Consider the following 24,809-nt stretch of genomic DNA (forward strand, 5'->3'; position numbering starts at 1 on the left):
TGCATTATGACGTGCTTCTCCTTATTGAGAATCGGAACTACGAATGCATCCGGTCGGCAGCGTCTCTCTTGCTTCCTCTTCCCACCCATCTTACCGATACGAAACAGCTTATGAGCAGCACGAACGAGCCGAACAAATAAGGCAGGTTCATATGGACATCGAACAAAATGCCGGCTGCAAGCGGCCCGAAGATCGTGCCGAGGCTCATATAGGCGTTGTTCATTCCCGCAACGAAGCCCTGCTCCTCCCCGGCCTGTTTGGATAGCAGCGTGTTGATCGTCGGACGGATAATGTTGTTGAAGGTGAAAAACAGCATCGTCATGAACAGCACATAGTAGAAATTTCCCGAGAACAGCAGCAATACAAGCGAGACAGCCGATAGCAGAAGCATCCAATGAATAACCGTAGGCTCCCCGAACCTTCGGGTCAGCCAGTTAGTCAATACAAGCTGATTGAACGTAGCGATCAGAGAGCAAACCGTGAACAAGATTGCAATATCACGGGTCGTAAATCCGTAGCTTTGCACTACGAACAGCGGATAAATCGCTTCAAAGTGAGTCATGCCGAACGTCATGGCGAAGACAATAAACAGCAATATAAAATATTTCGACCGGAACGAAAGCACCAGCTGGCGGAATACGTTCTCTCTTTTCTGCAGCGACTGCCTCCGATTCAAGCGGCTCTCTTTGGACAAGGATTCGGGCAAAAGCGGGATGCTGCACAGCATCGCCAGCAGCCCCATGCACACGGATGCATAAAATGGAGCCCGGATGCCCCATTCCGCCAGGAACCCTCCGACACCGGGGCCGATAATAAAGCCTGATGTCATCGAAGCCCCTAGCCATGACATCGCCTTGTTGCGCTGCTCCTCCGTCGTAATATCGGCGACATAAGCCATAATGGAAGGAACCAAGGCGGCGGAGCCGATTCCGCCGATCAAACGCGATACGTACATAATGATAATATGGTCCGCCGTAGCCGCCAGCCAATTGGATATAGCGAACAGGAATAGCCCGATAATAATCATCGGCTTGCGGCCGTATTTATCGGACCACTCGCCTGCGACGGGGGAAAATAAAAACTGGCTCAGGCCGAAGGCCGATACCAGGTATCCTGCCGCCTGGCCGCTTGCATTGAATAGCTGCAAAAACTCCGGCAATACCGGCACGACAAGCCCGACGCCCAGCATAGCAAGAAACATATTTACTAATAATAATGGAAACGATGAACGGGATGACACGAATTCATTACTCCTTTGTGACGGACTCGCCCAGATTCAGATTTGCTGCAATAGCATTATGCCCACACTCTTCTGCGGCAAACAGGTTTGACTCTATGCTAACATGCACTGATATATAATGGAAAATATAATCTCGATTGCTTTTTCATACGTTTTACATATAGGGAATAATTGGAATTATTATAAAGTTCGGAAACAACGGAAAAAAGGACACCACCTTGTATCAGGCAGTGTCCTTCGTTTTGTGCGACAGGGGGGAGGTTCGAATTACTCCTGGAACGGTACCCCGTACAAGCGCCACGGCTTGTTGGCACCGAAATAATTGCGCAGGCTGCGCTTCGCCGCAACCGGCTCGATGCGGAACGGCTCGGGCCGTTCGCCCTCGTATAGCAGCGCTTCCTCGCCCTGCTTCAACTCCAGCTCGACGAGTCCGTCTCCGAGCAGGCGAAGCGGCACTTCGCGCTCCCCGATCGCGCGAATGTTCAGGCTGCGCCAATCCGTCTGGATCCGGCATGGCTCGCCAACCAGGCTCTGCACGCGGATGAACGCCGTGCGGCCCGCCTTTCTCTCTGCGCTGAGCAGGAATGCTCCTTCCGCCCGCAGGTTGTGGAAGCTGATTTCCTGCCATTCGTCTGGTACGGCAGGAAATACGCGAATCGTATCGCCCCAGCTTTGCAGCAGCAAATCCTGGATCGACTCGGCGCAGGCAAGCGGCGACTCGATGACCGGCCCGGCCTCCCGATACATCGTGTTCGGCTTGATGAGATGCATGAAGCTGCGGATATATTGCAGCGCTTCGTTGCCGAGACCGATAGCAGCTGCAATGGAGGCTGCGCCCGTGAACGTAAAGCCGCGCATATCGCCTTCCATCCCGGTCCAGTAGCGGAGCGACTTATGGATCAATTCGCGCTCCTCCGGCTGCTCTCCGGTCATGATATGCAGCGGGAATACTGCGAGCAAATGGCTGAAATGACGATGCCCGAATTCAATCGGGGCGTCTTTGCCGAGGAGCAAGCCGTTCTCATCCGTCGGCAGCGGCGTCAGATGCTCCAACACGTACGTCCAGCGCTCAGCAGACGGATCGTCAAGCTGCAGCCTGCCGTTTGCGGCGAGCAGCGTCTCACAGCCCCAGCGAATGAGTGCCAGATCGTAATGGCAGTCCGGCACGGTCATTTTCTTGAATGATCCGTATTCCGGCGAGACAGTCGGAGGCAAATGCAGCTTGCCGTCCTCCCCTTGCTCCAAAATGTGGATAAAATATTGCACACCCCGCTTCAACAGCGGGAACAGGCCGTTGCGCAGCATCGACTCGTCCATGGAATAGCGGTATTGGCGCCAGTAATTGTGACAAATCCATAGCAGGTTGCCGGTCTCGTCCACAACCTTGGCCTTCAGATCGTAGCTGCAGCTCCGGCCCAGGCCTGCCGAATCCTCGCGGTACTCCTCCGGTACGTTGGCAATAAGGTTGTCGAAGTTTTCTTCCAGCCCGCGAATAAGCGATTCGCCAAGCTCCAGTCGGTTCGACGTGTATACCGGAGAATAGCTCATCTGCACGTTCATGTTGAACCATACGCCGGGCCACGGGGTCGGAGCCATCCAAGGACCCTGATTATCGATGATCATGTACTCCTTGCGCGTCGCCGAAGCCAGCTTGTACATTTGAATCCAGTAAAAGCCTTCCAGCATCGTATCCGGTATCGATACAAAGCTTTGCGGATAATACGCATGCCACCAGCTGCGGTGCGCTTGAACCTCCTGCTCCAGATCGGCTTGCGCGGTTTCTCGCACGAGGCTGACGGCTTCTTGGCGGGCGTCGTCGCCGACTCCTTTTTGCACCGTCAAATAGCAGATCCGGTGATTCGGAGCCTTCTCGATCTCCTGCCATGCCGTCGTGCAGCCGTCACCCAACGGGTATTGCTGGACACCGATCTGTACTCCCTGTTCAGTATACCGGTTCAATTGAATGTCCGGGATATATTGGTTCAAATTGATGCCGTCCGCATTTTTGAGAACAGGGGACACCTCGGGCTCTGCATACCATTGCAGCTTGGCTCCCCGCTCTCCCTCGGTCGGCTCGATTTCGATGACCAGCACCATTTTTTCGCTATGGATGAACGCTCTCAGCCCAATCTCGCCTTTGGTCGTAACAACCCGGGCTTTGATCTCGGCATTCCACAGATCCACCTTAATTTCCGTCGGCTGATACACCCAGCCTTCACATTCGAGATCGATCTCCCCGATCGGTATCCGCGGACTGTAGCCGCTGGTGCGGGCTGCCGTAATATCCGTTCGCCCGAGGACGAAGCGAAGCACATTCCGCTTGTCGCGGTGCTCTTCCCCGAACATCATCGCCCCCATCAAGCCGTTGCCGATAAAGGCCCCTTCATTCCACGTCATCGGACGTGTCGTCCACGACATATCGTGCCTGGACAAAAAGTCGCTCCAATCGAGGTTCACTTCCAACAAGCCCGATTTCTGTTGCTCCACCTTCATGCCGCTTTCCTCCTCATTTCCTCTGAATCTGCTTGCGTCTGAATGCAATTATAGGGAAAAGCTTCTATGTAAACTATGTTGAAAATTCACTACTTCATAGAAAATATTCACTTATTTCGATTTCGAGCCGTGAGAAAAACCTCTACCGTAATCCTTTCCCACAGGAGCAACTACTTTAGAGGTAGTTTTCATCGTCAATAAGACTATTTCCTATGATCCGTTTGCAGCACTTAATCATATAAAATTCTTATGTGGTGAGATAAACTCGTATCGTAGTGCTTCGAGGCGGATCACCTTAACGTTTTGCATTAGCAAAACCGGCTTGCAAGCAGGATCGGTTTTATTGCAAAGGATCGATTTTTGCCACACAACACTTCTTCACTTTAAAGCACTAAATAAACAAGGTAATAAAAAAACAGCGCTCAACCGGCCCTGTAGACAAATTTTAACTAAAGTTTGAATTTTTCCAAATTCCAACCAGAGGTTCCTATGCAGTTGTTTCCTATAATAATAGATTACCATACAGAAAAGAAAAAGTCTACTTTTTTTCCAATATTTCCACTATATTTTTTAATACTGCTTCGCAAAACTCAGTAACGCTTTCGGAGCAAGTTTTGCTTCGCAAAACTTTTAGGAGGTGCCTCCCCATATTCTCATTAACGTTAGCCCGCAAATCTTACGCCAAAAATTTGCAGTACCGCAAAGCACACATCCTGCGCATGCTCGCCAGCGTCGCCATCGGCTACGTCTACATGTCGGTCTGGACCGGGGTCAGCGGGGGTGAATCGCTCGGCGCCTATGGCATGCACGGAATGATCAGCTATATCGCCTTCAACCAGGCCTGCATCTGGATTTTGCTGACAACGAACGGCCTCGGCATAGACGCCATGGTCAGGACGGGGCAAATCGCGAGCGAGCTGATGAAGCCGATGCATTTTTTCTGGTATATGCTGAGCAAGGAATGGGGGCAGTCGTTCTATCAATTTGTGTACAGCACACTTCCGATTCTCCTCATTTACGTACTGCTTCTCGGCATCCGTACGCCGGAGCATCCGATCAACTGGCTGTGGACGCTGCTGGCGCTGTTTTTCTCGGCCTACCTCTCCTTATGTATCGGCTATATGATCGGCATAACCGCTCTTTGGACGACGGAGTCGCGCTGGTTCTCCCACGTGCACCATGGTTTCAACATGCTGTTGTCCGGCTTCTTCATCCCTGTCGAATGGCTGCCGGGATGGCTGAAAAACGTAAGCCTGCTCACTCCGTACCCCTGCCTGCAATATATTCCGGCAAGAATTTACCTGGAGATGGATTCGGTATCCTCCCTTAAGCTATCCCTCGTTTGGTCCGTCCTTCTGACAGCAGTCTGCTTCGCCTTGACGCATGCAGTACGCCGTAAAGTGGAGGTGCAGGGAGGATGAGTTGGATACGCATTTACATTCAATTGGCCGGAGCCAGTCTTAGAAGCCAAATGCAGCACAAATTCAATTTCTTATTATCGTCCTTCCTCGTGCTGCTCGTGTTTGGATTGGAGTTTGTTACGGTATCCACCGTCATCTACAAATTCGGGGGGATCAAGGGCTGGAGCGTATACGAGACGGGATATATGTTTGCGGTCATGATGTTTACCAGAGCGTTTTACCGCATGCTGGCGGGGGAAGTGAACGGCTTTGAGAAATATTTGGTCCAGGGAATGCTCGATCAGCTGCTCCTGCGCCCTATGCCGGTGCTTCTGGTACTTTGTACGCGCAATTTCCGCCCGATGGCAGGCGAGCTCGTGCTGGGGGCGACATTGGCAGGAATATGCCTGAACCATTTGATGGCTTCCGGACAAGTGACGCTATGGGCGGTTCCGTTCACATTAGCCGCCATTGTGAGCGGCACTCTCATCACGCTGTCCATCGGACTGACGGTGGCGACCGTCGGCTTTTGGACTCACCGCATCGACGACCTGCAGCGGATAACCGATAATGCGGCTACTACGGCCAGCCAGTACCCATTATCGATCTATCCCCAATGGATGCGGATCGTTCTGCTGACCGTCATCCCCATGGGCTTTACGAGCTACATTCCATCGCTCTATATTATCCGCGGAGAGCTCGGCATGTGGATCATACCGGCGACGATGACGTTAGCCGTCGTGCTGCTGCTCGGTGCGCTTCGCTTCTGGAAGCACGGCATAGCTCATTATCAGAGCACGGGCACATGATACAGCCACCTGGATCTTGCGGATACATGAAAGCGACGAGACCTGCTGGAGAGTTCGATCGACCGCCGATTGCGCGTCTGGAGCTCAAGCATTAGAAAACAAGGTCAACAGCACCGCCGGAATGGCAGCAATACAAGCCAATCCGCAAGTACGGATAAAAAACTGCCAACGCTACATCAAAATACTCGTGATCCATCGGAGGGATTGTATGATTCACGCACATCAATTGGTCAAAACGTTCCGGCTCCCCGTCGTCAAGGAAGGACGTTTCAGCAGCCTTCGTACACTCGTATCCCGTTCTTACCGTTCGGTGGATGCGGTCAAAGGGGTCAGCTTTGAGATTGAAAAGGGCGAGTTCGTCGGCTACATCGGCCCGAACGGCGCCGGAAAATCGACGACGATCAAAATGCTCTGCGGCATTTTGCACCCTACCTCGGGCGAGGTTACGATCAACGGCAGCAGCCCGCAAAAGCATAGACAGCATGTCGTCAAGCATCTGGGCGTCGTGTTCGGTCAGCGAACGCAGCTGTGGTGGGATCTTCCGGTCAAGGATTCGCTTGACATTCTCGCTGCCTTGTACAAACTCGAAAAGCGGCAAGCCGCCCGCCAGCTCGCCCTTCTGACCGAGGTGCTGCAGATGAGCGATTTTATCGATACCCCGGTGCGCAAGCTATCGCTTGGCCAGCGGATGAGGGCGGATCTCGCCGCTTCCCTGCTTCACGATCCGGATGTGCTATTCCTCGATGAGCCGACCATAGGCCTCGACGTGCTCGCCAAAAAGCAAATTCGCGCTTATCTCAAGCAGCTCAACCGGGAATGGAACAAGACGATTTTGCTGACAACGCACGACATGGACGATATCGAGCAGCTGTGCAGCCGGGTTATAGTCATTAACCATGGCGAGACGATATACGACGGTAATCTCGAGCATTTGCGCGAGCGGATCGGGCTGCCGACGGTCATGAAAATTACGTATCGAGAGCCGGTAAACCAGCTTCATGAGGTCGAAAGCCGGTTTTTGCATTTTGAGATAAAGGAGATTGCCGATAAGGTCGTCACCGTCGCATGCAATAGGCAGGAAACGACGGCCATGGACGTGCTGAGGGAAATGAATCGCTGGGGCACGATTGAAGACGTTCATATGGAGGAGCCCGATTTTGAAGAAATTATTCATCGAGTCTACTAGAGGATGTGGACGAGGATGAGGATGAGGATGAGGCTGCTCAGGAAGTACATCTTACTCGTCCTGATATGAGAAAAAGCATGACGGAAGCGGAGGATCGTCCCTCCGTCCGACATGCTTCGCTTGCTGTTGATTACGCCTCTTGCTTAACGGCCGGAGCGGAGAGGATGACCTCGCCTACCACGATTTGCGGGTTAGCCAGCAAATTCAAGACAGGGCATACGCGCTCCACCGCTTCATGCAGCTCCACTATCGTCTGCTCCGACTCCGGAGATACGATATGCAGCTTGTATTGGATATTATGAGGATAAATAGGGATATCCTCATAGCCCGGCTTGCCTGCCAGCGGATGCTGCTGCCCGCTCACCTCGACCTCCAGCGACTCCAGCTTCACTCCGCGCTCGGCCGCTTGGATGAGCGTAATATGCGTCAGGCAACTGCCCAATACGCCCAATTGCAGCTCAGGAGAGCTCGGTCCAAGATCGTACCCGGCGAAGTCCGGAGGGCTGTCGCTGATGATTTGGAAATCACGGATGCGGATTTCCCGCACGCCGCTGCGCCCCTTGGCACGAACTTTTGCGCCGAAGCGGTGAGGCTGCAGGTTCGGATCGTTTTGGGCTTTCTCCCGCCGGGCGATGGAAGCTTCGCGCTTCTCCAGCAAATATTCGTTTAAAGTACTCATGGGTACACTCTCCTCTATGATATGAATGATTGGAATGAAAACTAGTTGAGTGAAATTGACCAGCCGGACGTTACTTCGTGTCACCTCCTTCAAATCGGTTCGCATGATAATGCAGACGCTCGATACGAATCGTCATTTTGTTCAAGTCGGGATGGTTTGCGCTGCGTTGCTCTACTATAACTTCTTCAGCCTGTGCCCCCGTTTCGGTTATGAGCCAAAAAGCGGGAATCGTTTCTTTCAGCAGAGCGATATCGCTCTGCTCCAACCGGACGCCATCCAGCCCTTCTTCTACAAGGCGGTAGTCCGCCTTTTCATGCAGACCGAACCGGTATCGCAAGTAGGATGTAAGGCCGCGGATGGTCAAAAACTTGAACGCGTAGCCTTCGCGAATGGCTCGTTCCAGGTCGTCCGGGTACTCGTCGGCATATTCGCTCAAAATATCCCACGACAGCTGCTCGGGACCAAATCGCTGCAAAGCGTCGATTCGTTTCTCTCGAATCGCTCCCAGCAGCACTTCCTCGGACAGACCGCCCGCTCTTGCGATTTCCAGCCGCAGGGCTACAGGCTGCGGCAATGTGACCTTCTGTGCTCTTGTAACGGACATGAGCATTCCTCCTGTCAAAGCGCGGATCCTATTGCTGCAAGCAGCACTTTCCGATTTCCGTTGCCTGCTCCGCTTCATTTCTCGTTCCGTAAGCTCTATTCTGCTGCCGATCGGCATTAAGGATCCGGCGACTTCGCTATACCAAGTGGCAGGCGACAAAATGGCCTCCGCCGGCATCGCGAAACTCGGGTGCCTGCTCCAGGCACACGCTAGCGGCGATGGGGCAGCGCGTATGAAACTTGCAGCCGGAGGGCGGATTGGCAGGGCTCGGGATGTCTCCCTTGAGCACAATCCGCTCCCGCTTGGCGCGCGGGTCCGGAACCGGCAATGCCGACAGCAGTGCCTTCGTGTACGGGTGCTGCGGGCGGGCGAACAGCTCGTCCCGCGAACCCATCTCTACCAGCGAGCCGAGATAGAGCACGCCGATGGTCGAGCACAGATGCTCCACGACGCTCAAATCGTGCGAGATGAACAAGTACGTCAGCTGCTTCTGCTCCTGCAGATCGCACAGCAGGTTAATGATTTGCGCCTGGATGGAGACATCCAGCGCAGACACCGGCTCGTCCGCGACGATAAATTCCGGGTTCAATATCATCGCCCGAGCAATCCCGATCCGCTGGCGCTGACCGCCGGAAAATTCATGCGGATACCGGTCGATATGATACGGCGCCAGCCCGCATAGAGACAACACCTCCAGCGCCCGCTCCCTCGCTTCGGCTCGGGAGGCTATGCCGTGATCGAGCAAAGCTTCCCCTATCGCATCGCCGATCCGAATACGCGGATTCAGCGAGCCGTACGGGTCCTGAAACACCATCTGCATCCGTGGACGTAGGCGGCGCAGCTCGCTTGGGGACAAGCCGTACAGGTCGATGCCGTCGAAGCGGACATCGCCGTCCGTTTTATCGGACAGACGGAGCAGCGCCCGCCCTATCGTGCTTTTGCCGCTGCCGGATTCCCCGACAAGGCCGAACGTCTCTCCCCGGCGGATCGTCAAATCGATACCGTCCACCGCTTTGACATCGCCTGTTTTTCCGCCGAAGACGCCTTTGTTAACCGGAAAATACTTTTTCAGCCGCTGAACCTGAACTAACGGTTCGCTCATGTTGCCCCGCCTCCTCGTACAGCCAGCATGCGATTTGATGCCGGTCCTCCGTCTCCCGCAGCGGCGGCTGCTTCGTCCGGCAAATATCCATGCAGCGGTCGCACCGGTCGCTGAAATAACAGCCGTCGCCCAGTCCGACAGGGCTCGGAACCTGACCGGGAATCGAGTAGAGCCGCTCCCTCCGCTCGCGGATCACGGGCCTCGCCTTGAGCAGGCCCTGCGTGTACGGATGCTTCGGCTGCTCGAACAGCGATAGAACCGGAGCCTGCTCGATGACCTTGCCGCAGTACATAACCACGACATAGTCGGCCATCTCGGCGACAACGCCCAGATCGTGAGTGATCAGCAGGATGGACATCCGCTGCTCCTCCTTGATTTCCCGCAGCAAATCGAGAATTTGCGCCTGAATCGTCACGTCGAGCGCCGTAGTCGGCTCGTCGGCGATAAGCAGCTTCGGATTGCAGCTGAGCGCTATCGCAATCATGACCCGCTGCAGCATCCCTCCGCTCAGCTCGTGCGGATAAGCGTCGGCAATGTCCCGCGCTCGCGGAATGCCAACCCGCTCGATCAATTCGACGGCCCGGATCCGGGCCACTTTTTTGCTTAAGTGCAAATGATGAATCAAAGGCTCCATGATCTGCTCGCCGATGGTCAGCACCGGATTTAAGGAAGACATCGGCTCCTGAAAAATCATGGCCAGCTCTTTGCCCCGCAAGCGGTGAATTTCTTTGTTCCCCGCCGTCAGCAGGTCCCGGTTATCGAATACAATCCGTCCTCCCATTACCTTGCCCGGCGGCTCCTCGATAAGTCCCATCATGGACAGCGCCGTCACGCTTTTACCGCAGCCGGACTCGCCTACCAGCGCTACCGTCTCCCCTTCGTGAATGCGGAAGCTCACTCCGTTGACCGATTGGACGACGCCTTCCTCGGTGAAAAAATACGTATGCAAATCTTGAAATTCCGCTAACGCCGTACGGGTCAATCGGCTTCACCTACCTTTTCATTCTCGGGTCCAATGCGTCGCGCAGGCCGTCCCCCAACAAATTAATGGCTATGACGGTCAAAAAGATCGCGGTGCCCGGCGGGATCCACAGCCATGGTCTCGACTGAAAATCGATCAACGAATTGGCTGCAGCCATCATGTTGCCCCACGACGGAGTCGGAGGCACGACGCCAAGGCCCAAATAGCTTAATACCGTTTCGCTCAAAATAGCTCTGGCCACGCTCAGCGTCGCAACGACGATGATGACCGGCACGGCGTTCAACACCAGATGGACGAGCTTGCGCCGGTCCCGCAGCCCGAGGCATTCGGCCGCCAGCATGTAAGGGCGCTCGCGGAAGGATAAAATCTGGCTTCGCACCATTCGCGCGAGCGACGGCCAAGACATGAAGCTGATCATCAGCATGACCATGTAGATCCGGTATTCGGACGGCACCTTCAAATCGGATAAAATGGCGCCGATAATAATCAAAATCGGGATTTCGGGCACGGCAAGCAAAATGTCGGCCGCCCGCATCACCACCGTGTCGACAACCCCGCGGTAAAAGCCTGCCAAAGCGCCAAGCAGCGAGCCAAGCGTGACGGACAATACCATAGACACAAGTCCGACCAGCAAGGAAATTCTCCCCGCCTGCATGAGCCGGGTAAGCACGTCTCTCCCGAGATTGTCGGTGCCGAACCAATGCGACAGGCTTGGCGGCTTGTTGATCAGCGATACGTTAACTCTGCCCTCGGTATGGCTGGAGAACAAGGGACCGATGAAGCAGAACAAGAACACGAGGAGCAAAAAGAACAATCCCGACATAGCCAGCTTGTTTCTTCCGAGCCGCCGGTACGCCGCTCTCCAAGGCGAAGAGGACACCGCTTTATCGCGCCGCTGCCGATTCAGCTCTTTCACCCCGCGCTGAAGCAGCTCCGTTGATTCCAATGCCATGAGAACACTTCCTTTACTTTAAACGGATACGCGGGTCTGCCACGGCATACAGCCAATCGGCCAGCAAATTTCCGACGACGGTCAGCAGCGCCAGAAACATCGTGAAGCCCATCAGAACCGTGTAATCGCGGTTGGATATAGCCTCCATGTGGATGTAGCCTACCCCCGGCCACGTAAATATCCGTTCCGTAATGATAGCCCCCGAGAACAAGCCGGGCAGCTCCAGTCCGAGCAGCGTTATCGCCGGAAGCAGTGCGTTACGAAGCGCATGCTTGTAAATGACGGCTCGCTCCTTCAAGCCTTTGGCTCTTGCCGTCCGTACGAAGTCCTGCTTGATGACGTCCATCATATTGGCGCGAAAATGTCTCGTCAGCGAACCGACGCTGAGCATCGTCAGCACCGTCGCAGGCAAAATCATATGCCGAGCGACTTCCCAAATACGCGCCCAGCCGGTCGTCTGGCTGCCCGTATCGAGAATGCCCCCGATGGGCAGCCAGCCCAGGTCGACGGCGAACCATTTGATCATCAAAAGCCCGATGAAGAACGACGGGAACGACATCGCCCCGAACACGGCGAGCGTAATAAGCGAATCGTACCAGGAGTACTGCCGTACCGCCGAGAACACGCCGATGAAGACGGCGATGATCCACGTCAGCACGAGAGATACGCTCGCAATAAGAAACGAGTTGACGACGTATTCTTTCAGCAGTGCCATGACCGGCTGCTGGTACTGCAGTGAATAACCGAAATCGCCGTGCAGCGCATTGCCGAGCCAGATGAAATACCGCTGCAGCATCGGCTTGTCGAGGCCGTAGATCGCCTTCAGCTCAGCCGCCCGCTCCGGCGTCAGCGTGACATCCGAATCGATGTAATCGCCGGGCGCAAGCGCAAAGACGAAGAAAATAAGGAGGGAAGCGCCGATCAGCGTTGGAATGAGATGCAGTATTCGTTTTACCATGTAATGACGCATGATGGCTTCCGCCTCCTTTTTTTACTTATGAACGACTTTCTATATAACTCTAGTCCGGGAGACCGCCTCCCTAGCCCTCTGGCGTTTATTGGATTTTGAGCTTAGGAATCGAGCGGTTCAAAATCGATACCGGGTCCGGATTGATCCCTTCGATTCGGGCATTGTGCGCCGATAAAATCTTCAAATACGACAGCAGCAGTACAGGCGGGTCGTCCTTCAGCTGTTTGTACAGATCGTGATAGATCGGGATCCGTTTGTTCGTATCGAGCGTCTCCGTTCCTTGATCGATTAATTTATCAATCGCCGGATTGGAATATCCGCTTACGTTGTACTTGCTGTGAAAGCTTTTGACGCCGTCATATGGATCGGAGAAGTTGGTCGATGTGAACGATGCGATGTCGAAGTCGCCTTTTTTCCGTTTGGCCAGAAGTGCGTTGAAATCGAGAATTTCCGCTTCCACGGCGATGCCGATATCCTTGAAATTTTCCTTGGCCAGAGGAATCAGCACATCGTCGATGTTGTAGCCTTTGCGCCCCAAGTATTGCAGCTTGAGCTTTTGCCCGTCCTTCTCGCGGATGCCGTCGGCGCCTACCTTCCAGCCGGCTTCATCCAACAGCTGCTTCGCCTTTTGCGGATCGAACGGATACGGGGTGACGTCCTTCGTATAAGCCCACGATGCGGGGGAGACGGGAACGTTCGCGACCTCGCCGAAGCCTTGGTACAAAATATCGGTGAACTTTTGCCGGTCGAGCCCGTAATACAACGCCTGCCGCACCCGCTTATCCTTCAAGAGCTTGCCTCCGCTGTTAAAATCGAGATACACGTAGGACGTAGCCGTAAACGTATTGATATTGGCAAAGCCGATCGCCTTCAGCTGATCGTAATTGTCGCGGTTCGCCGTAAAACGGTCGAAGTCGGTTTCGCCCACCTTCAAATATTGCAGGTTCGTCTCGTTATTCGTAATTTTGAAAATGAAGTTTTCCACCGCCGGCTTGCCCGCATAATAATTCGGATTGGCAACGAACCGGACTTCCTGGCCTTTGACGAACTTATCGAATTTGTACGGTCCGGCTCCCAGCGGCTTGTCGTGCAGCGTCTTGATATAATCGAGATTACCCTGCTTGTAATCTTTGCCGTAGTAAGCTTTGGACAGCACCTCGCCGCCGATCAGAGGAAGCGTCAGCGTGGACACCTTCTCCGTAACGATCTGAATCGTCTGCGGGTCGACCACCTTGATGCCTGCGACGCTGTCCGCCGTCTTTTCCTTATAGGCTTTGCCGCCCTTGATGTTCGCCTGCGCGATATCGACCCTCCCGTCATACGCAGGATCGTGAAGCAGGGTTAGCGTGAACGCAACGTCTTCCGCCGTCAACGGAGAGCCGTCGCTGAATTTCAAATTCGGCTTCAGCTTGAACGTATAGGTCAGCTGATCGGGCGAAGTCTCCCATTTCTCCGCCAGCTCGGGAATCGGCTTGCCGGTTTCGTCCTTTGTAACCAGCGATGCGAACAATACGCTCGTTACGTTGCCGTCCCAACCGTTTTGATAAAAGTAAGGGTTAAAAATGCCCTCCGGGGTCTGGGTCCCCGAGATAAACGTGTTTGTTCTCTTCTTGGCCGTTTCCGGATTTTTCGATAGATCGGACGCTTTGACGAGTCCATCCTGTACGCTGGTCAAGCCCGTGCTGCCGGCCGTTTCCGCTTTCGGTGCCGAATCGGGCTCCGTCGCTGCTTTATTGCCGCCGCACGCGGATAAAACCAGCGCTAAGGCCAGTACCGGTACGGTGATGCGCATCCATTGCTTGTTCATTGCAATCAGCCCCACTCTCTATGTAAGTCATGTTCATATTCAATACCATACTATACATACCTACTAAGTCGGATTAATGAGTGCGACAAACCCGTTTCTGTGTCCTCCGGCATATTTCCCGTGCCTCCGTGTCTCCATTCGTTATGGTTGACAAACCGTCTCCGGGAAAAAGGGACCCCCTCTCGCCTGAGTCTGAGCCCGAAACCACGGATGCAAATGCATCCTTCCTTTAAGCAGACAGCAAAAAAGGAGACCAACCACTTGCTCGTCAGTCTCCGTTTGTACGGTAGAAAGTATAGTATTCTTATGTGATTTATATGGTATCATCGCCAGGCAGGTGTGTCAACCGTTATTTTGCCGGTTCGTTTCCTTTGTCCTTCTTATCATCCTTGCTATCCTTATCGTGCTTATCGTCTTTATCTTTGTCTTTATCTTCCTTGTCTTTTTTATCGTCCTTATCCGTTTTATCTTCCTTATCCTTCTTGGGCTTGCCTTGGGAATCGCCCGCAGTAACAACAGCCGTAAAAGACGTGCTGGCGCTAAGGCCGCCAGCGTCGGCGGCGCGAACCGTAATCGCAGCCTGGCCTGCGGCCACCGGACTAAGCGTCAGCTGGCCGCCGTTCATCGACACGGTCACAACCGATGGATTGCTCGAAGCTGCCTCAAAGGTCAGCATCGGCACCGCATCGTCGACGTCGGCAAAGCTGCCGTATACGTCATAGGTTACGCTGCCCCCGCTCAATGGAAGCGAACGGTCGGGGAGCGGCGAGACAACGGATGGTGCGTGGTTCACCGTAAACACGGCCAGCTCGTTGTAGCTGTTCCAACCGTTGACCGAATTGCCGTAGCCGGTCACCCGGACATAGCGGGCCGGCTTCTCCGCAAACCCGAAATACTCCATATTCGAGGTCGTTCCGCTGCCGGTGCCGATAAGCACCTTCTCCCATGTCTGCCCGTCCTGGGATACCGCGATGTCGAACTTGGAAGTGCGAGTCGCCCCGTTATAAAACGCGATGCCGACGCCGTTGACCTGCTTGGAGCTTCCCAGATCGAGCTGGATCCATGGGGTATTATCCGCCGACCACCGCGTGCTCATGTCGCCGTCAATCGCATTGGCGGCAGGGTTGCCCTCCTGAGACGCACTGGCAGTCACTCCCTGTACAGGGAGCTGGATATAGGGGACCGGCTTCGTTAATACGGGCTGAGAAGCGAACTGCACTACGTACTGCTGCGTGCGCTCGGCATATACCCCATCGGTGACCGTTACGGTGGCCGGGTTCAAGGAATATACGTTTTGCACGACGCTTACGAGATCGCCCGGTTTGGCTGCAGAAGCTCCGACTACAGGAAAGCTTTGCGTTCCGAACGGCACGTTTACCGTGTAGCTGTATACGTTTTTGTTAAAGCCTGCAAGCGGCTGACCGTCTAACGTCAGCTGAGACAGCTGCGGAACCGTCTGAATGTCGCCGTCCGGAATGCTCCAGCCGCTTAACGGAACATAAGGAGCGGCTCCAGGCACAGTCTCGCCCGCTGCCAGAGGCGTCAGCTGAACCGCCATGCTCAGATCCTGCACGCCGGTCAGCTCTATGGCCAGCTTGCGGATGCCCGCGTTCGCGTCCTGCCCCGCCGGATTCGGCGATACCGGAAGCGGCTTCGCATCCATCACCTTGAACGCTGCGCCTGCGGGTGCCTGACCGGAGAAGCTCATGGTCACGCCAAGCCGTTTGCCGTCCTGCGTGAGCACGGCCGATTTGCCGTCGGCAGCTATGCTGATATCCGCCTTCGTATGCATGAACCACCATATCGTCGATGGCAACTTCGCGTGAATTTCATCCTGCACCGTCAGGGCTTTCCGGTCGCTGCCGAACAGGAGACCGCGTTTCGCCGACGCGGCATTCTTCGCGTAGGCCGGCGTCATATCGACGACGGCTAACCCGCCTCGCGGCTTCGAGTCATACCGCTCGATGCGGTTAAACGAGTACTGGTCCTGCTCAAAGGTGCCGTCAGGGTTAAGGACCAGCGTATTGTGCCCTTCCGGCATTAACCGGTAATATTTGAACCGCTGGTTGTCGTAGTCGAAGTAGTTCGGCAAGTTGTAATCGTCGCTGCCTAGATCGATGGCCCACTGCACGCCTTCGGCTTCGAAGACGAAATTGCCTACATCGGAATGGGCATGGCTCGAGTTGCCCTTACCGCCCATAATTCCGGCGAAATATGCCGAGGTGTCGTTCCACTTGCTGCGGAAGGCGGCAAGCTCCGTATTGCGGAAATACATATCGAGCGGGATCGATACGTTCAGGTTGACCAAATTCGGGTCATACCAGATCATGTCGTATACGCCCCCGGCCTGCTTGGCCTCCTGCATCAGCAGCATCCGTAATCCGGCCACATCGGGATTGTTCAGCTGCTTCGCCATCCAGAACAGCTCAGGTGCCCGCACCTTGAAGCTGGAGGAATCGCCGAAGTTGAACGCCCCTTTCGGGCTGAGCACGTAATTGATGAAATAGGCTGTTTTATAAAAGCCCGGCGTCTCCGAATGCCCGTACGTTTTACCGAGCGCGGTTTGCAGGGAAGACATGTAAGTAACCAAATATTCGACCGTATAGCGCCAGTAGCCCGGCCCTTCGCTCCAGCCTCCGTCGGGATTGAACTCAAGCAAAATGAAATCCTCCAGGGAACGCAGCGACTTCGCGGCGATGTCCCCCGCTATCGCCTCTTCTTCGTCCCCGATAGCCAATGCTCCGAGAAGAATGCCTCCGTTGCAGACGGCGTTCCAATTGCTGATCTTCTCATTGTCCGACAAGCTGACCCACCACGCGTTGGCATTGTGCGCTGCTACCGCTTTGGACAGCCCCTTGTCGCGGATTGCCGTACGAGCCAGGTCCCGCTGCTGCGGGGTCAAATAATCATACAACCAATCGTATCCTATGGCCATGCCCGCCGTCAGCTCCGACGTATTGAGGAACTCGTTCTGATCATTCCAGTCGGGGATGGAGGCGGCCTTCATCATTTCGTCGACGGCGCGCTGGGCGTATTTCGTTTCCCCGCTTAACAAGTACATGAGCGCCGTTCGCTCGATGAACGGACGCGCGTCCTTCGCCGACTCCATCCGTCTGCCGTCCGGAAGGTCGTACTGTCCGACCGGCGTCGCCACCACGGTATCGGCGCTCTTGCGGAGATCGCCGTACCATTTGGCCAAGGTGGCGTCGGTCTGGATTTGATTTTGCAGCGCAGCTACGCGATCGGACGTAATGAACAGCCTCGGATGCTGCTGGTTCGGATTGTGCTGCTTCAGGTCGGCGATAATGCTCGCCGCACTCGGACGGTCGTAGACGATGCGGCGGATCGCCTCCTTCGTCAGCTTCGCCAGCTCGCTGCCGTCAGGAAGCGGATTCGCCGTGCTGACGAGCACCAGGTCATCGTTCGCCAATACGTGCTGCCCCATCGTCTTGGCGAACAGATCCGGCGAGACGAAGAGCGTCGAGCCCGATAGGCGCAGCGGAGCATCCAGCGTGACCGCGCTCCCAGCGCCCGTCACCTCGGCGCTGCCGACGGTCAACGTGATCGCGCTGCCGAGCAAGCCCGCCTTTGGCCCCAGCGTGACCGTACCTGCCGCCTCATTGCGGCTGTGCGGAACGCCCAGCTGGTCCGCTGCAAACAGCAGCGGAATGAGCACGCGACCGTTGTCCGCCACCGGCTTGACGGTCGGATCGGCGGCATCGAGCGGCTTGCGCTGCAGGTAGGCGTACGCATTCGGGAAGCCGGCAAGAAAAGCCAGCGACTGCTTCAGCCTTGCCTGGGCATACGCGTCGTTGGCGTTGCCCGTCCCCGGACCGGGCGTCGTCGATTCGAAGTACGACTCGTCCAGCGGAACGAGGCTGTCGTACACTCTGGCATCGTCGAGCCAAAATTCGTTGGCCGTGCCGGTCTGCGCCTTCGTATAGCTGCGGAACGAAGCGATATCGTTGATTGTGGCGGCATTACTGTAGGTGCCGTCCGTAATCTTTTTCACCCCGTCGACGTAGACGTCCATCGTCTTGGATGCCGTCTTCACGATGACGGTCAGCCGGTACCATGTATCGGCCGCATAGGCGCCGCCGGCGATTTTTACGCCGCCTGCATACATATAGCCGTCCGCTTTGAATTCAACCAGCGCCGACTGCACATTCGTGCCCGACTTGATCTGAATGAGCGGAGTGTAAAATTTGGCGCCGTTATATTTCACTTTCAGCTCGATAGCCACGTTGCCCGTAAGAGGCGTGCCGAACGATTTGGTCATGACCAAATCGGATGCGGTTCCGCTGCGCAAGCGCAAGCTTTTGCCTTCCCGGCCCGACACCTCCTCGCCGACGATCATACCCCCGGACGTTAAGCCCGAAACCGACCAGCCCGCAGGCGCGCCGGAGACGTGAGCGTCGAACTTGTCATTAACGTAAATGGCCGGAGCATCCGCTGCCTCCGCATAGACTGTATTACCACCCGTCCATAAAATCATTGGCAAGCCGCTTAGCACTACGGCTGCTGCCAGCACAACGAGCAAACTCTTCCTCCATACCTCTTTAATACTTAACATGAATCGCACCCCGTTCCCCATCATATTAGGTTAAATTCCATCGTAGGGTGTTCTTCCTCCAATCCGAATACATTCGGTCCTGCAAAAAAAGGAGAGGTCTTCGTTCCGCCCCCTCCTTGCTGTCCGAATGCTTTATTTCTTTTTCGCCTTCTCGGCCTCGATATCTTTGGCCAGACCCTCGTTCGCTTCCCTGACTGCGGTTACGCTGTCCTTGGTGCCCCGGCCGATATCGCCGACGGCGGTGTTCAGACGCTTCCAGGCCAAGTCGTTATACTCCGTTAAAGGAGCAGGTGCCGCATACTTTTGCGGGAAAATGGCGTTGATGTTTTTGCCCTTGTATTTCGGCAAATCCTGTGCGAACGTTTTCTTGATTTCCGGATTTTTCAGCGCAGATTCGACGCCCATCTTGGAACGGATCGTCTGGAATTCGTCCGAAATGAGCGCCTGAATGACATCCATCGCTTCTTCTTTGTGCTTGCTTGTTTTGCTGATATAAATATATCCCGGATACGCCTGAGGCCCTACTTGGCCCAGCTCCTTGAAGTAGGGCAGCGTTGCGTAATCCCAGTTCAAATCGTCCGGGAAGTTGAGCGCCGCATTGGAGAAATGGGACCACATGGCCAACGTCCGGTCTTTGGCGAACATATTGGACTGAGCCGTGGATGCGAAAAATCCTCCGGCAAGCGGCTTGCCGTCCGGCGGCGGGATCAGCTGATAAAACCGTTTCAGGTTGTCCAGAAACGTCATCATCTTCGGATCGTCGAACATCGGTTTCGACGTTTTCGGATCGACGAACGGAGCAGAAAACTGGTTCGTCTTCAAAAAATGCTCCGGAGAAGCCAGGAAACCGTAATATTGGGTTCCGTTGTCGCTGCGCGTCACCTGCTTGGCGAGATCGTAAATCTCATCCCACGTCATGCCGTCCTTAGGATACGGTACGCCGAACTTATCAAAGATGTCCTTGTTGTACATAATGACCGGCGATGTATTCGATAGCGGAAGACCGTAAATGCCCCCGCCTGCAATCTCTTTCTGCTGCTCTATCGTGAACGGCTCGAAGCGGTTCAAATCGACGTTCTTCTTCTTGATCAGCTCCGTCATGTCATACTGGAACTCGTTGCGGAGCAAGTTGAGATGCGTATGGCCGATGGAGAAAATAAGAACGTCGAACTGCTGCCCCCCGGTGATCAGCGTATCCATCGATTTGTTGGACGGCACGGGGACGAATTTCGGCGTAATATTAGGAAACTTCTGCTTGATATAGCTGCCGTAGTTGTTCATGAAGTCTTCTTCTTTCCAATCGGCGTTGCCGGTTTGGTAGAAGACGAGCTCCACAGGCTCTTTGCTGCTTGCAGCGGAGTTTCCCGCCGTTTCCTGCTTGGCTCCGCCGCATCCGGCCAGCAAGCCGCCGGCCAGTGCGGTTACCGCCGCCACTTTTCCTGACGCTACAACCCACGATTTCATGTCATTACCCCACATTTCAATATATTTTTATATACCGTTCCGCTCATAACAAAGCAGCGTTATTTTTGCTTTTCGGCCAGTATTGCCTTGTTGATCGTTTCCTCCAGATCGCGCAGCGCGGTATTGACGTCTTTTTTGCCGGTCAGCACGTTGTTGAATTCCTTGTTGAGAGGCGTCGTAACCGGTACGGTAACCAGCTTCGAATCTCTTGCAGACACCGCCTTAACCGGCTTGTTGACGTACAAAGCCTCGGTATGCTTGCCCTTCAGCCTGGAGAACTCCTGACCGAACGCTTTCTGAATCGCCGGGTTGTTCAGCACCGTCGCTTTGCCCGACTTGCTTGCCTGCATCTGCACTTCATCGGACAATACGAACTCGAGCACCTTGAACGCTTCTTCCTTATGCTTGCTGGCGCTGAGGATATAATAAAACCGCGGATTGATCTGCGCGTTCGTTCCCGGCGCCTCCTTCATCACAGGCAAAGAGACCATATCCCAGTTCGTAAAATCGTCGGGGAAGCTCTCGGCCGCTGCCGTAACATCGGCGTGCATGGCGGATACGCGGTCCTTCGTAAAGCTTGCCACTTCCTTCACCCGGCTTCGCTCGTCCATCGGAACATTCATGGGCAGCCTGTAAAACTTTGTTAGCGTCGTAAAAATCGATTTCCAGGCATCGGTATTCACGGCCGACCGGTCCTCCGCCGGATGCAGGTACGGGGCGCCGAGCTGATTGTTGTCCAGCAAGTAGATAAAATTCATCGTCATGCCGCGATACTGGATTCCATCCTCGAACCGGGTAAGCTTTTGCGCCAAGGCATAAGCGTCGTCCCAAGTCATCCCGTCCTTCGGATACGGAATGCCGAACTTATCGAAAATATCCTTGTTGTAGTAAAGCACAGGCGTAAAGCTGTTGACGGGCAGTCCGTATAAGCCTGCGCCGTAGCCGGCCGATGCGTTCTTGATGATGTCGAGATAGGCGGGATCGATGCGGCTCAGATCGAATTGGTTTTTTCGGATCAGCTCCGTCAAGTCGTACTGCAAATTGAATTTGACCAATTTCTCGTTCAGAGCCGATATGCCTTGGTAATAAATGTCCGGACTCTCCCCGGCCAGCACCAGATCCTGAATTTCCTTGCCCTGCTCCGCCCCTTGGAACTCGAAGGAGATGTAGGGATATTTCTCCTTCACCTTCGCCTCCACCTCGGTGCGGAACTTTTCCTCGTAATCTTTGTCCCCGGTATAAAATTTGAGCGTTACCGGCTCGTGCTTCGCAGTATTGCCGGCCGGCGCATCCGGCGCCTTGGATCCGCTGCAAGCGGATACCATCGTCATGGCCATGATAGCGGACAGCGCAGCAAATCCGGTCCGTTTGCCAGTTGCCATGCCTCAATCTCCCCATTCGCGTCAGTCTCTTGATAAACCTCACATTGACTTCCTCTAAGTATGCAAGTTCACAAAATCCGCTGTTGGAACAGAAGGTAGGTGTTGAAAACTTGTCAGCGTATTATACTTATCTCGCCGCTTCTACATAAGGCGTGTCTTTGACTTCCAGCTGAAGCCGGTGCAATTCGTCCGTAAGCTGCCGCACCGTATCGGCATAGGCCGGATCGGAATACACGTTGCGCATCTCGGCCGAGTCCCGGCGCAGATCGAACAGCTCCCACTCCGGCGGCTTCGGATCGTCGATCGCACCCGTCGCTCCCAATGCTTCGGCATAATAATAAATGAGCTTGTAGTCGTGCGTCCGCAAGCCGTAGTGGGCGTACACTCCGTGCTCGGTCAGGTGCATCCAGTAGCGGTAGTACATGGAGGTGCGCCAGCCTTCCGGCAGCTCACCCTTCATCAGCGGTCGCAAGCTCAACCCCTGCATCCATTCCGGTACCGACAAACCCGCATAATCCAGGAAGGTCGGCGCGAAGTCGACGTTCAATGCCATCGCGTCCTGCACGGAGCCCGGCGCAATTTCGCGCGGATAGCGGACGATGAACGGCATACGCAGCGATTCCTCGTACATGAACCTTTTGTCGAACCAGCCGTGGTCCCCGAGGAAAAAGCCTTGATCGGACGTATAAATGACGATCGTATCGTCTGCGATGCCTTCAGCATCCAGCGTGTCGAGCAGACGTCCGACATTATCGTCAATGGAAGCGACGCAGCGCAAGTAGTCTTTAATATAGCGCTGGTACTTCCAGCTTTTCAACTCGCGGCTGGTTTTGCCCTCCGGCGGGTCGGCTTTCAAATCGCGGTGCTTCAGATCGCGGTCGATTCTCATGATCGCCGCCTCCGCCGCAGCCGCGCGGTTGCTGTAATCGTCGTCGAAGGTAGGAGGCTCCGGGATCACTTCGTCTTCATACAGGTGTGCGTGCTTCGCGTCCGGAATCCACGGGCGATGCGGTGCCTTGTGATGGCACATAAGGAAGAAAGGACGGTCCTTATCGCGCTTGCTTATCCAATCGATCGAATGATCGGTGATGATGTCCGTAACATAGCCTTCGTACTGCTTCTCCGTTCCCATCTCGATGAACGTCGGGTTGTTGTAATCTCCTTGGCCTGGCAGCACGCTCCAATAATCGAAGCCGGTAGGATCGCTGCTGCCGCCGTGGCCGAGATGCCATTTGCCGATAATCGCCGTCTGATAACCGTCCTGCTGCAGCAGCTTTGATACGGTCGGCTGGCTTCCGTCGAATTTGTCCGCCAGCGTTTGCACGCCGTTAAGATGATTGTACAGACCGGTCAGTATGGTAGCCCGGCTCGGCGCGCAAATGGCGTTCGTGCAAAAGCAATTGTCGTAGCGCATTCCTTCGTTCGCAATCCGGTCGAGATTCGGCGTCTTATTGATGCGGCTGCCGTAGCAGCTCATCGCATGAGCGGCATGGTCGTCGCTCATGATGAACACGATGTTCGGTCGGGTCATCGTTGGCATTCTCCTTTGCTAATTGGCTGATAGAATCACAATCGCGTGCAGCGTATGCTGTACTCCCCGAGATCCGGTCGGGTCGGTCGGGTCAAGCAAGCGCATAAATAGGCGAAATCCAGGCACACTGGCCGTTAACCTGCTTCACTTCCACATGATACACGTCGCAATCGGATTCGACATTCGTATCCGTCCAAGCTTCCTTTACCGTGTAAGCCTGCTGCGGAATCGCGCGATGCAGTACAATCGCCTCGGAGTTGTACGGATGCAGGTGCTTGGTGCGGTTGCCTTGGAGCAGCTCTCCTACGGTTGCCGTAACCTCGGTACCGTTCAACTGCACGCGAAGCTCCGTATCCGTCCCGCCTTCGATTTCCAAGATGAGCGCAGCGGTGTGCGAATGCATCGTCGTAGGGTTTTTGAACGTCATGCAGCTCCACTCCACGCCGGATTCCGTCTGCCCGATGAGCTTGTTGCCGAGCTCGTTCATCGCGGGGTCATCCTTCATTTCCGGTGTTGGAGCGAGCACGCTGCGGCCGCGGAAGCACGTCTCTACGGAGAGCAGCTTGCCGCAATTCAGTGCAGCTTCCCCATGCCAAGCGAAGCCGTTCTTGCTGTTGCCCCAGCCCATCTCGATTCTTACTTTATAAATGCCGCTTGCTGCGCCGTCGGTGCCGCCTGAAGCCAGCAGCGATTCGCCGTTAATGACTTTATGCGGCTGCAAATTTTTGTACACGACGATTTTGTCGATCTGATCGCAGCCTGTAACGTCCAATTCGAGATGGCGTTCGCGGGCTTGCACCTCGCTGCCCATAGGCTGGCCGTTCATTGTGAAGCGGCATTGGATTTTGTCGCCGGTCACCGCGTACGTTCTGCGGGCGAGAATCGCTTCCCAGATCGATTCCCTCGTCTTCGCATCGGCCAGAACCGCAAGCCGTCCGTCGCCGTAAGAGCCCGGATAGCCCGCATGATGGTCCGTCGAGCCGACGAAGCCGAACCGGTGCTTGCGCCGCAGCGCCTCGGATACGCTGCTGCGGGAATCGCGCGGTCCCATGTCGTGGTAGTACGGGTACATGCCTTGATCGGACATCCCGCTGCCGTGTTTGGAATATACCTCGACAATCGGGCTGATCGCCGTATTGAAGCTGTCCCAGTTGCCGCCGCGATAGCCCGGCGTATAGCCGACATGATGCGGCACGGCGATGACACGGCGAGGAGCGAGCTTCGCTACGATGGCTGCGGGCGACTCCCCTTCTACGAGAGGAAGATCGTCGTCCGGCGATACGAAATGGTGGTCGCCGTACTTGCTGGAATGCGCTTCGTAGCCTTGGAAGGTGACGAATTCCCCGGGAACGTTGAAGCTCCGCACCGTATCGCGAACCTGGTCCCAATGACCGCGCAGCTTGGCGAAGCCCTCCTTATGGAAATCGACCAAGTACTCTAGGCCCTCCGTGCGCTCCGGAATGTCGTACCAGGATGCGTGGCCGATGATCGCCACGAAGTCGAGCTGTCCTTTGGCCGCCAGCAAGGCGTTCTCCAAGCCTCCGAAGCCGTAGCTGATTCCGCAATGATTGTGTAAATCTCCCCAATATAATGGCATAAGTATGATCCTCTCCTATTTGTATGGTGGAAGTATGG

17 protein-coding genes are annotated in these 24,809 nt (G+C 55.0%); 3 read left to right on the forward strand and 14 right to left on the reverse strand.

Annotation, left to right across the window (positions count from 1 at the left end):
- Positions 1–37 precede the first annotated feature (37 nt).
- Both ACFQ88_RS32965 and ACFQ88_RS32970 read right to left on the reverse strand, forming a co-directional pair.
- Positions 38–1,201 carry an MFS transporter gene (locus ACFQ88_RS32965; RefSeq protein WP_379461376.1) on the reverse strand — a complete coding sequence of 388 codons (1,164 nt, stop codon included), beginning with the start codon at positions 1,199–1,201 and terminating at the stop codon, positions 38–40.
- A gap of 306 nt (positions 1,202–1,507) precedes the next feature.
- On the reverse strand, positions 1,508–3,733 hold the full coding sequence (locus tag ACFQ88_RS32970) for a glycosyl hydrolase family 95 catalytic domain-containing protein (RefSeq protein WP_379461199.1): 2,226 nt from the start codon (positions 3,731–3,733) through the stop codon (positions 1,508–1,510).
- A 614-nt stretch (positions 3,734–4,347) separates the two neighbouring features.
- Between ACFQ88_RS32970 and ACFQ88_RS32975 the strand changes: the two genes are divergently transcribed.
- From ACFQ88_RS32975 to ACFQ88_RS32985, 3 genes are all read left to right on the forward strand, one after another.
- Positions 4,348–5,154 carry an ABC transporter permease gene (locus ACFQ88_RS32975; RefSeq protein ID WP_379461256.1) on the forward strand — a complete coding sequence of 269 codons (807 nt, stop codon included), beginning with the start codon at positions 4,348–4,350 and terminating at the stop codon, positions 5,152–5,154.
- Complete coding sequence (locus tag ACFQ88_RS32980) at positions 5,151–5,942, forward strand: ABC transporter permease (protein ID WP_379461258.1); 792 nt, start codon at positions 5,151–5,153, stop codon at positions 5,940–5,942. Before ACFQ88_RS32975 ends, ACFQ88_RS32980 begins: the two co-directional genes overlap by 4 nt.
- Before the next feature lie 208 nt (positions 5,943–6,150).
- Positions 6,151–7,128: an ABC transporter ATP-binding protein gene (locus ACFQ88_RS32985; protein ID WP_379461260.1), complete on the forward strand. Its 978-nt coding sequence runs from the start codon at positions 6,151–6,153 to the stop codon at positions 7,126–7,128.
- A 130-nt stretch (positions 7,129–7,258) separates the two neighbouring features.
- On the opposite strand, the gene ACFQ88_RS32990 is transcribed toward ACFQ88_RS32985, so the two are convergent.
- The 12 genes from ACFQ88_RS32990 to ACFQ88_RS33045 form a co-directional block, all read right to left on the reverse strand.
- Positions 7,259–7,807, reverse strand: a complete 549-nt coding sequence (locus ACFQ88_RS32990) for an OsmC family protein (RefSeq protein ID WP_379461262.1) — start codon at positions 7,805–7,807, stop codon at positions 7,259–7,261.
- A 70-nt stretch (positions 7,808–7,877) separates the two neighbouring features.
- Complete coding sequence (locus ACFQ88_RS32995) at positions 7,878–8,411, reverse strand: hypothetical protein (RefSeq protein ID WP_379461265.1); 534 nt, start codon at positions 8,409–8,411, stop codon at positions 7,878–7,880.
- Positions 8,412–8,547: 136 nt separating this feature from the next.
- Entirely contained in the window at positions 8,548–9,513 is a 966-nt protein-coding gene (locus ACFQ88_RS33000; protein ID WP_379461267.1) for an ABC transporter ATP-binding protein, read from the reverse strand.
- Entirely contained in the window at positions 9,461–10,495 is a 1,035-nt protein-coding gene (locus tag ACFQ88_RS33005) for an ABC transporter ATP-binding protein (protein ID WP_379461269.1), read from the reverse strand. The genes ACFQ88_RS33000 and ACFQ88_RS33005 overlap by 53 nt, the downstream gene beginning before the upstream one ends.
- Before the next feature lie 10 nt (positions 10,496–10,505).
- A complete protein-coding gene (gene opp4C, locus ACFQ88_RS33010) occupies positions 10,506–11,447 on the reverse strand; it encodes an oligopeptide ABC transporter permease (RefSeq protein WP_379461271.1) in 942 nt (313 codons plus the stop codon).
- Positions 11,448–11,460: 13 nt separating this feature from the next.
- The gene (locus ACFQ88_RS33015; RefSeq protein ID WP_379461273.1) at positions 11,461–12,417 is read right to left on the reverse strand and encodes an ABC transporter permease; all 957 of its coding nucleotides are present in this window, start codon (positions 12,415–12,417) and stop codon (positions 11,461–11,463) included.
- A gap of 85 nt (positions 12,418–12,502) precedes the next feature.
- Entirely contained in the window at positions 12,503–14,224 is a 1,722-nt protein-coding gene (locus ACFQ88_RS33020; RefSeq protein ID WP_379461275.1) for an ABC transporter substrate-binding protein, read from the reverse strand.
- Between the two features lie 349 nt (positions 14,225–14,573).
- A complete protein-coding gene (locus tag ACFQ88_RS33025; RefSeq protein ID WP_379461277.1) occupies positions 14,574–18,797 on the reverse strand; it encodes a discoidin domain-containing protein in 4,224 nt (1,407 codons plus the stop codon).
- Between the two features lie 132 nt (positions 18,798–18,929).
- Positions 18,930–20,261, reverse strand: a complete 1,332-nt coding sequence (locus ACFQ88_RS33030; RefSeq protein WP_379461279.1) for an ABC transporter substrate-binding protein — start codon at positions 20,259–20,261, stop codon at positions 18,930–18,932.
- 59 nt (positions 20,262–20,320) lie between these two features.
- On the reverse strand, positions 20,321–21,643 hold the full coding sequence (locus ACFQ88_RS33035; RefSeq protein ID WP_379461281.1) for an ABC transporter substrate-binding protein: 1,323 nt from the start codon (positions 21,641–21,643) through the stop codon (positions 20,321–20,323).
- 127 nt (positions 21,644–21,770) lie between these two features.
- Positions 21,771–23,174: a sulfatase family protein gene (locus ACFQ88_RS33040; protein WP_379461283.1), complete on the reverse strand. Its 1,404-nt coding sequence runs from the start codon at positions 23,172–23,174 to the stop codon at positions 21,771–21,773.
- Positions 23,175–23,265: 91 nt separating this feature from the next.
- A complete protein-coding gene (locus ACFQ88_RS33045) occupies positions 23,266–24,771 on the reverse strand; it encodes a PHP domain-containing protein (RefSeq protein WP_379461285.1) in 1,506 nt (501 codons plus the stop codon).
- Between the last annotated feature and the right edge of the window lie 38 nt (positions 24,772–24,809).

It is taken from the genome of Paenibacillus sp. NPDC056579, from assembly GCF_042793215.1.
Classification (GTDB): domain Bacteria; phylum Bacillota; class Bacilli; order Paenibacillales; family NBRC-103111; genus Paenibacillus_S.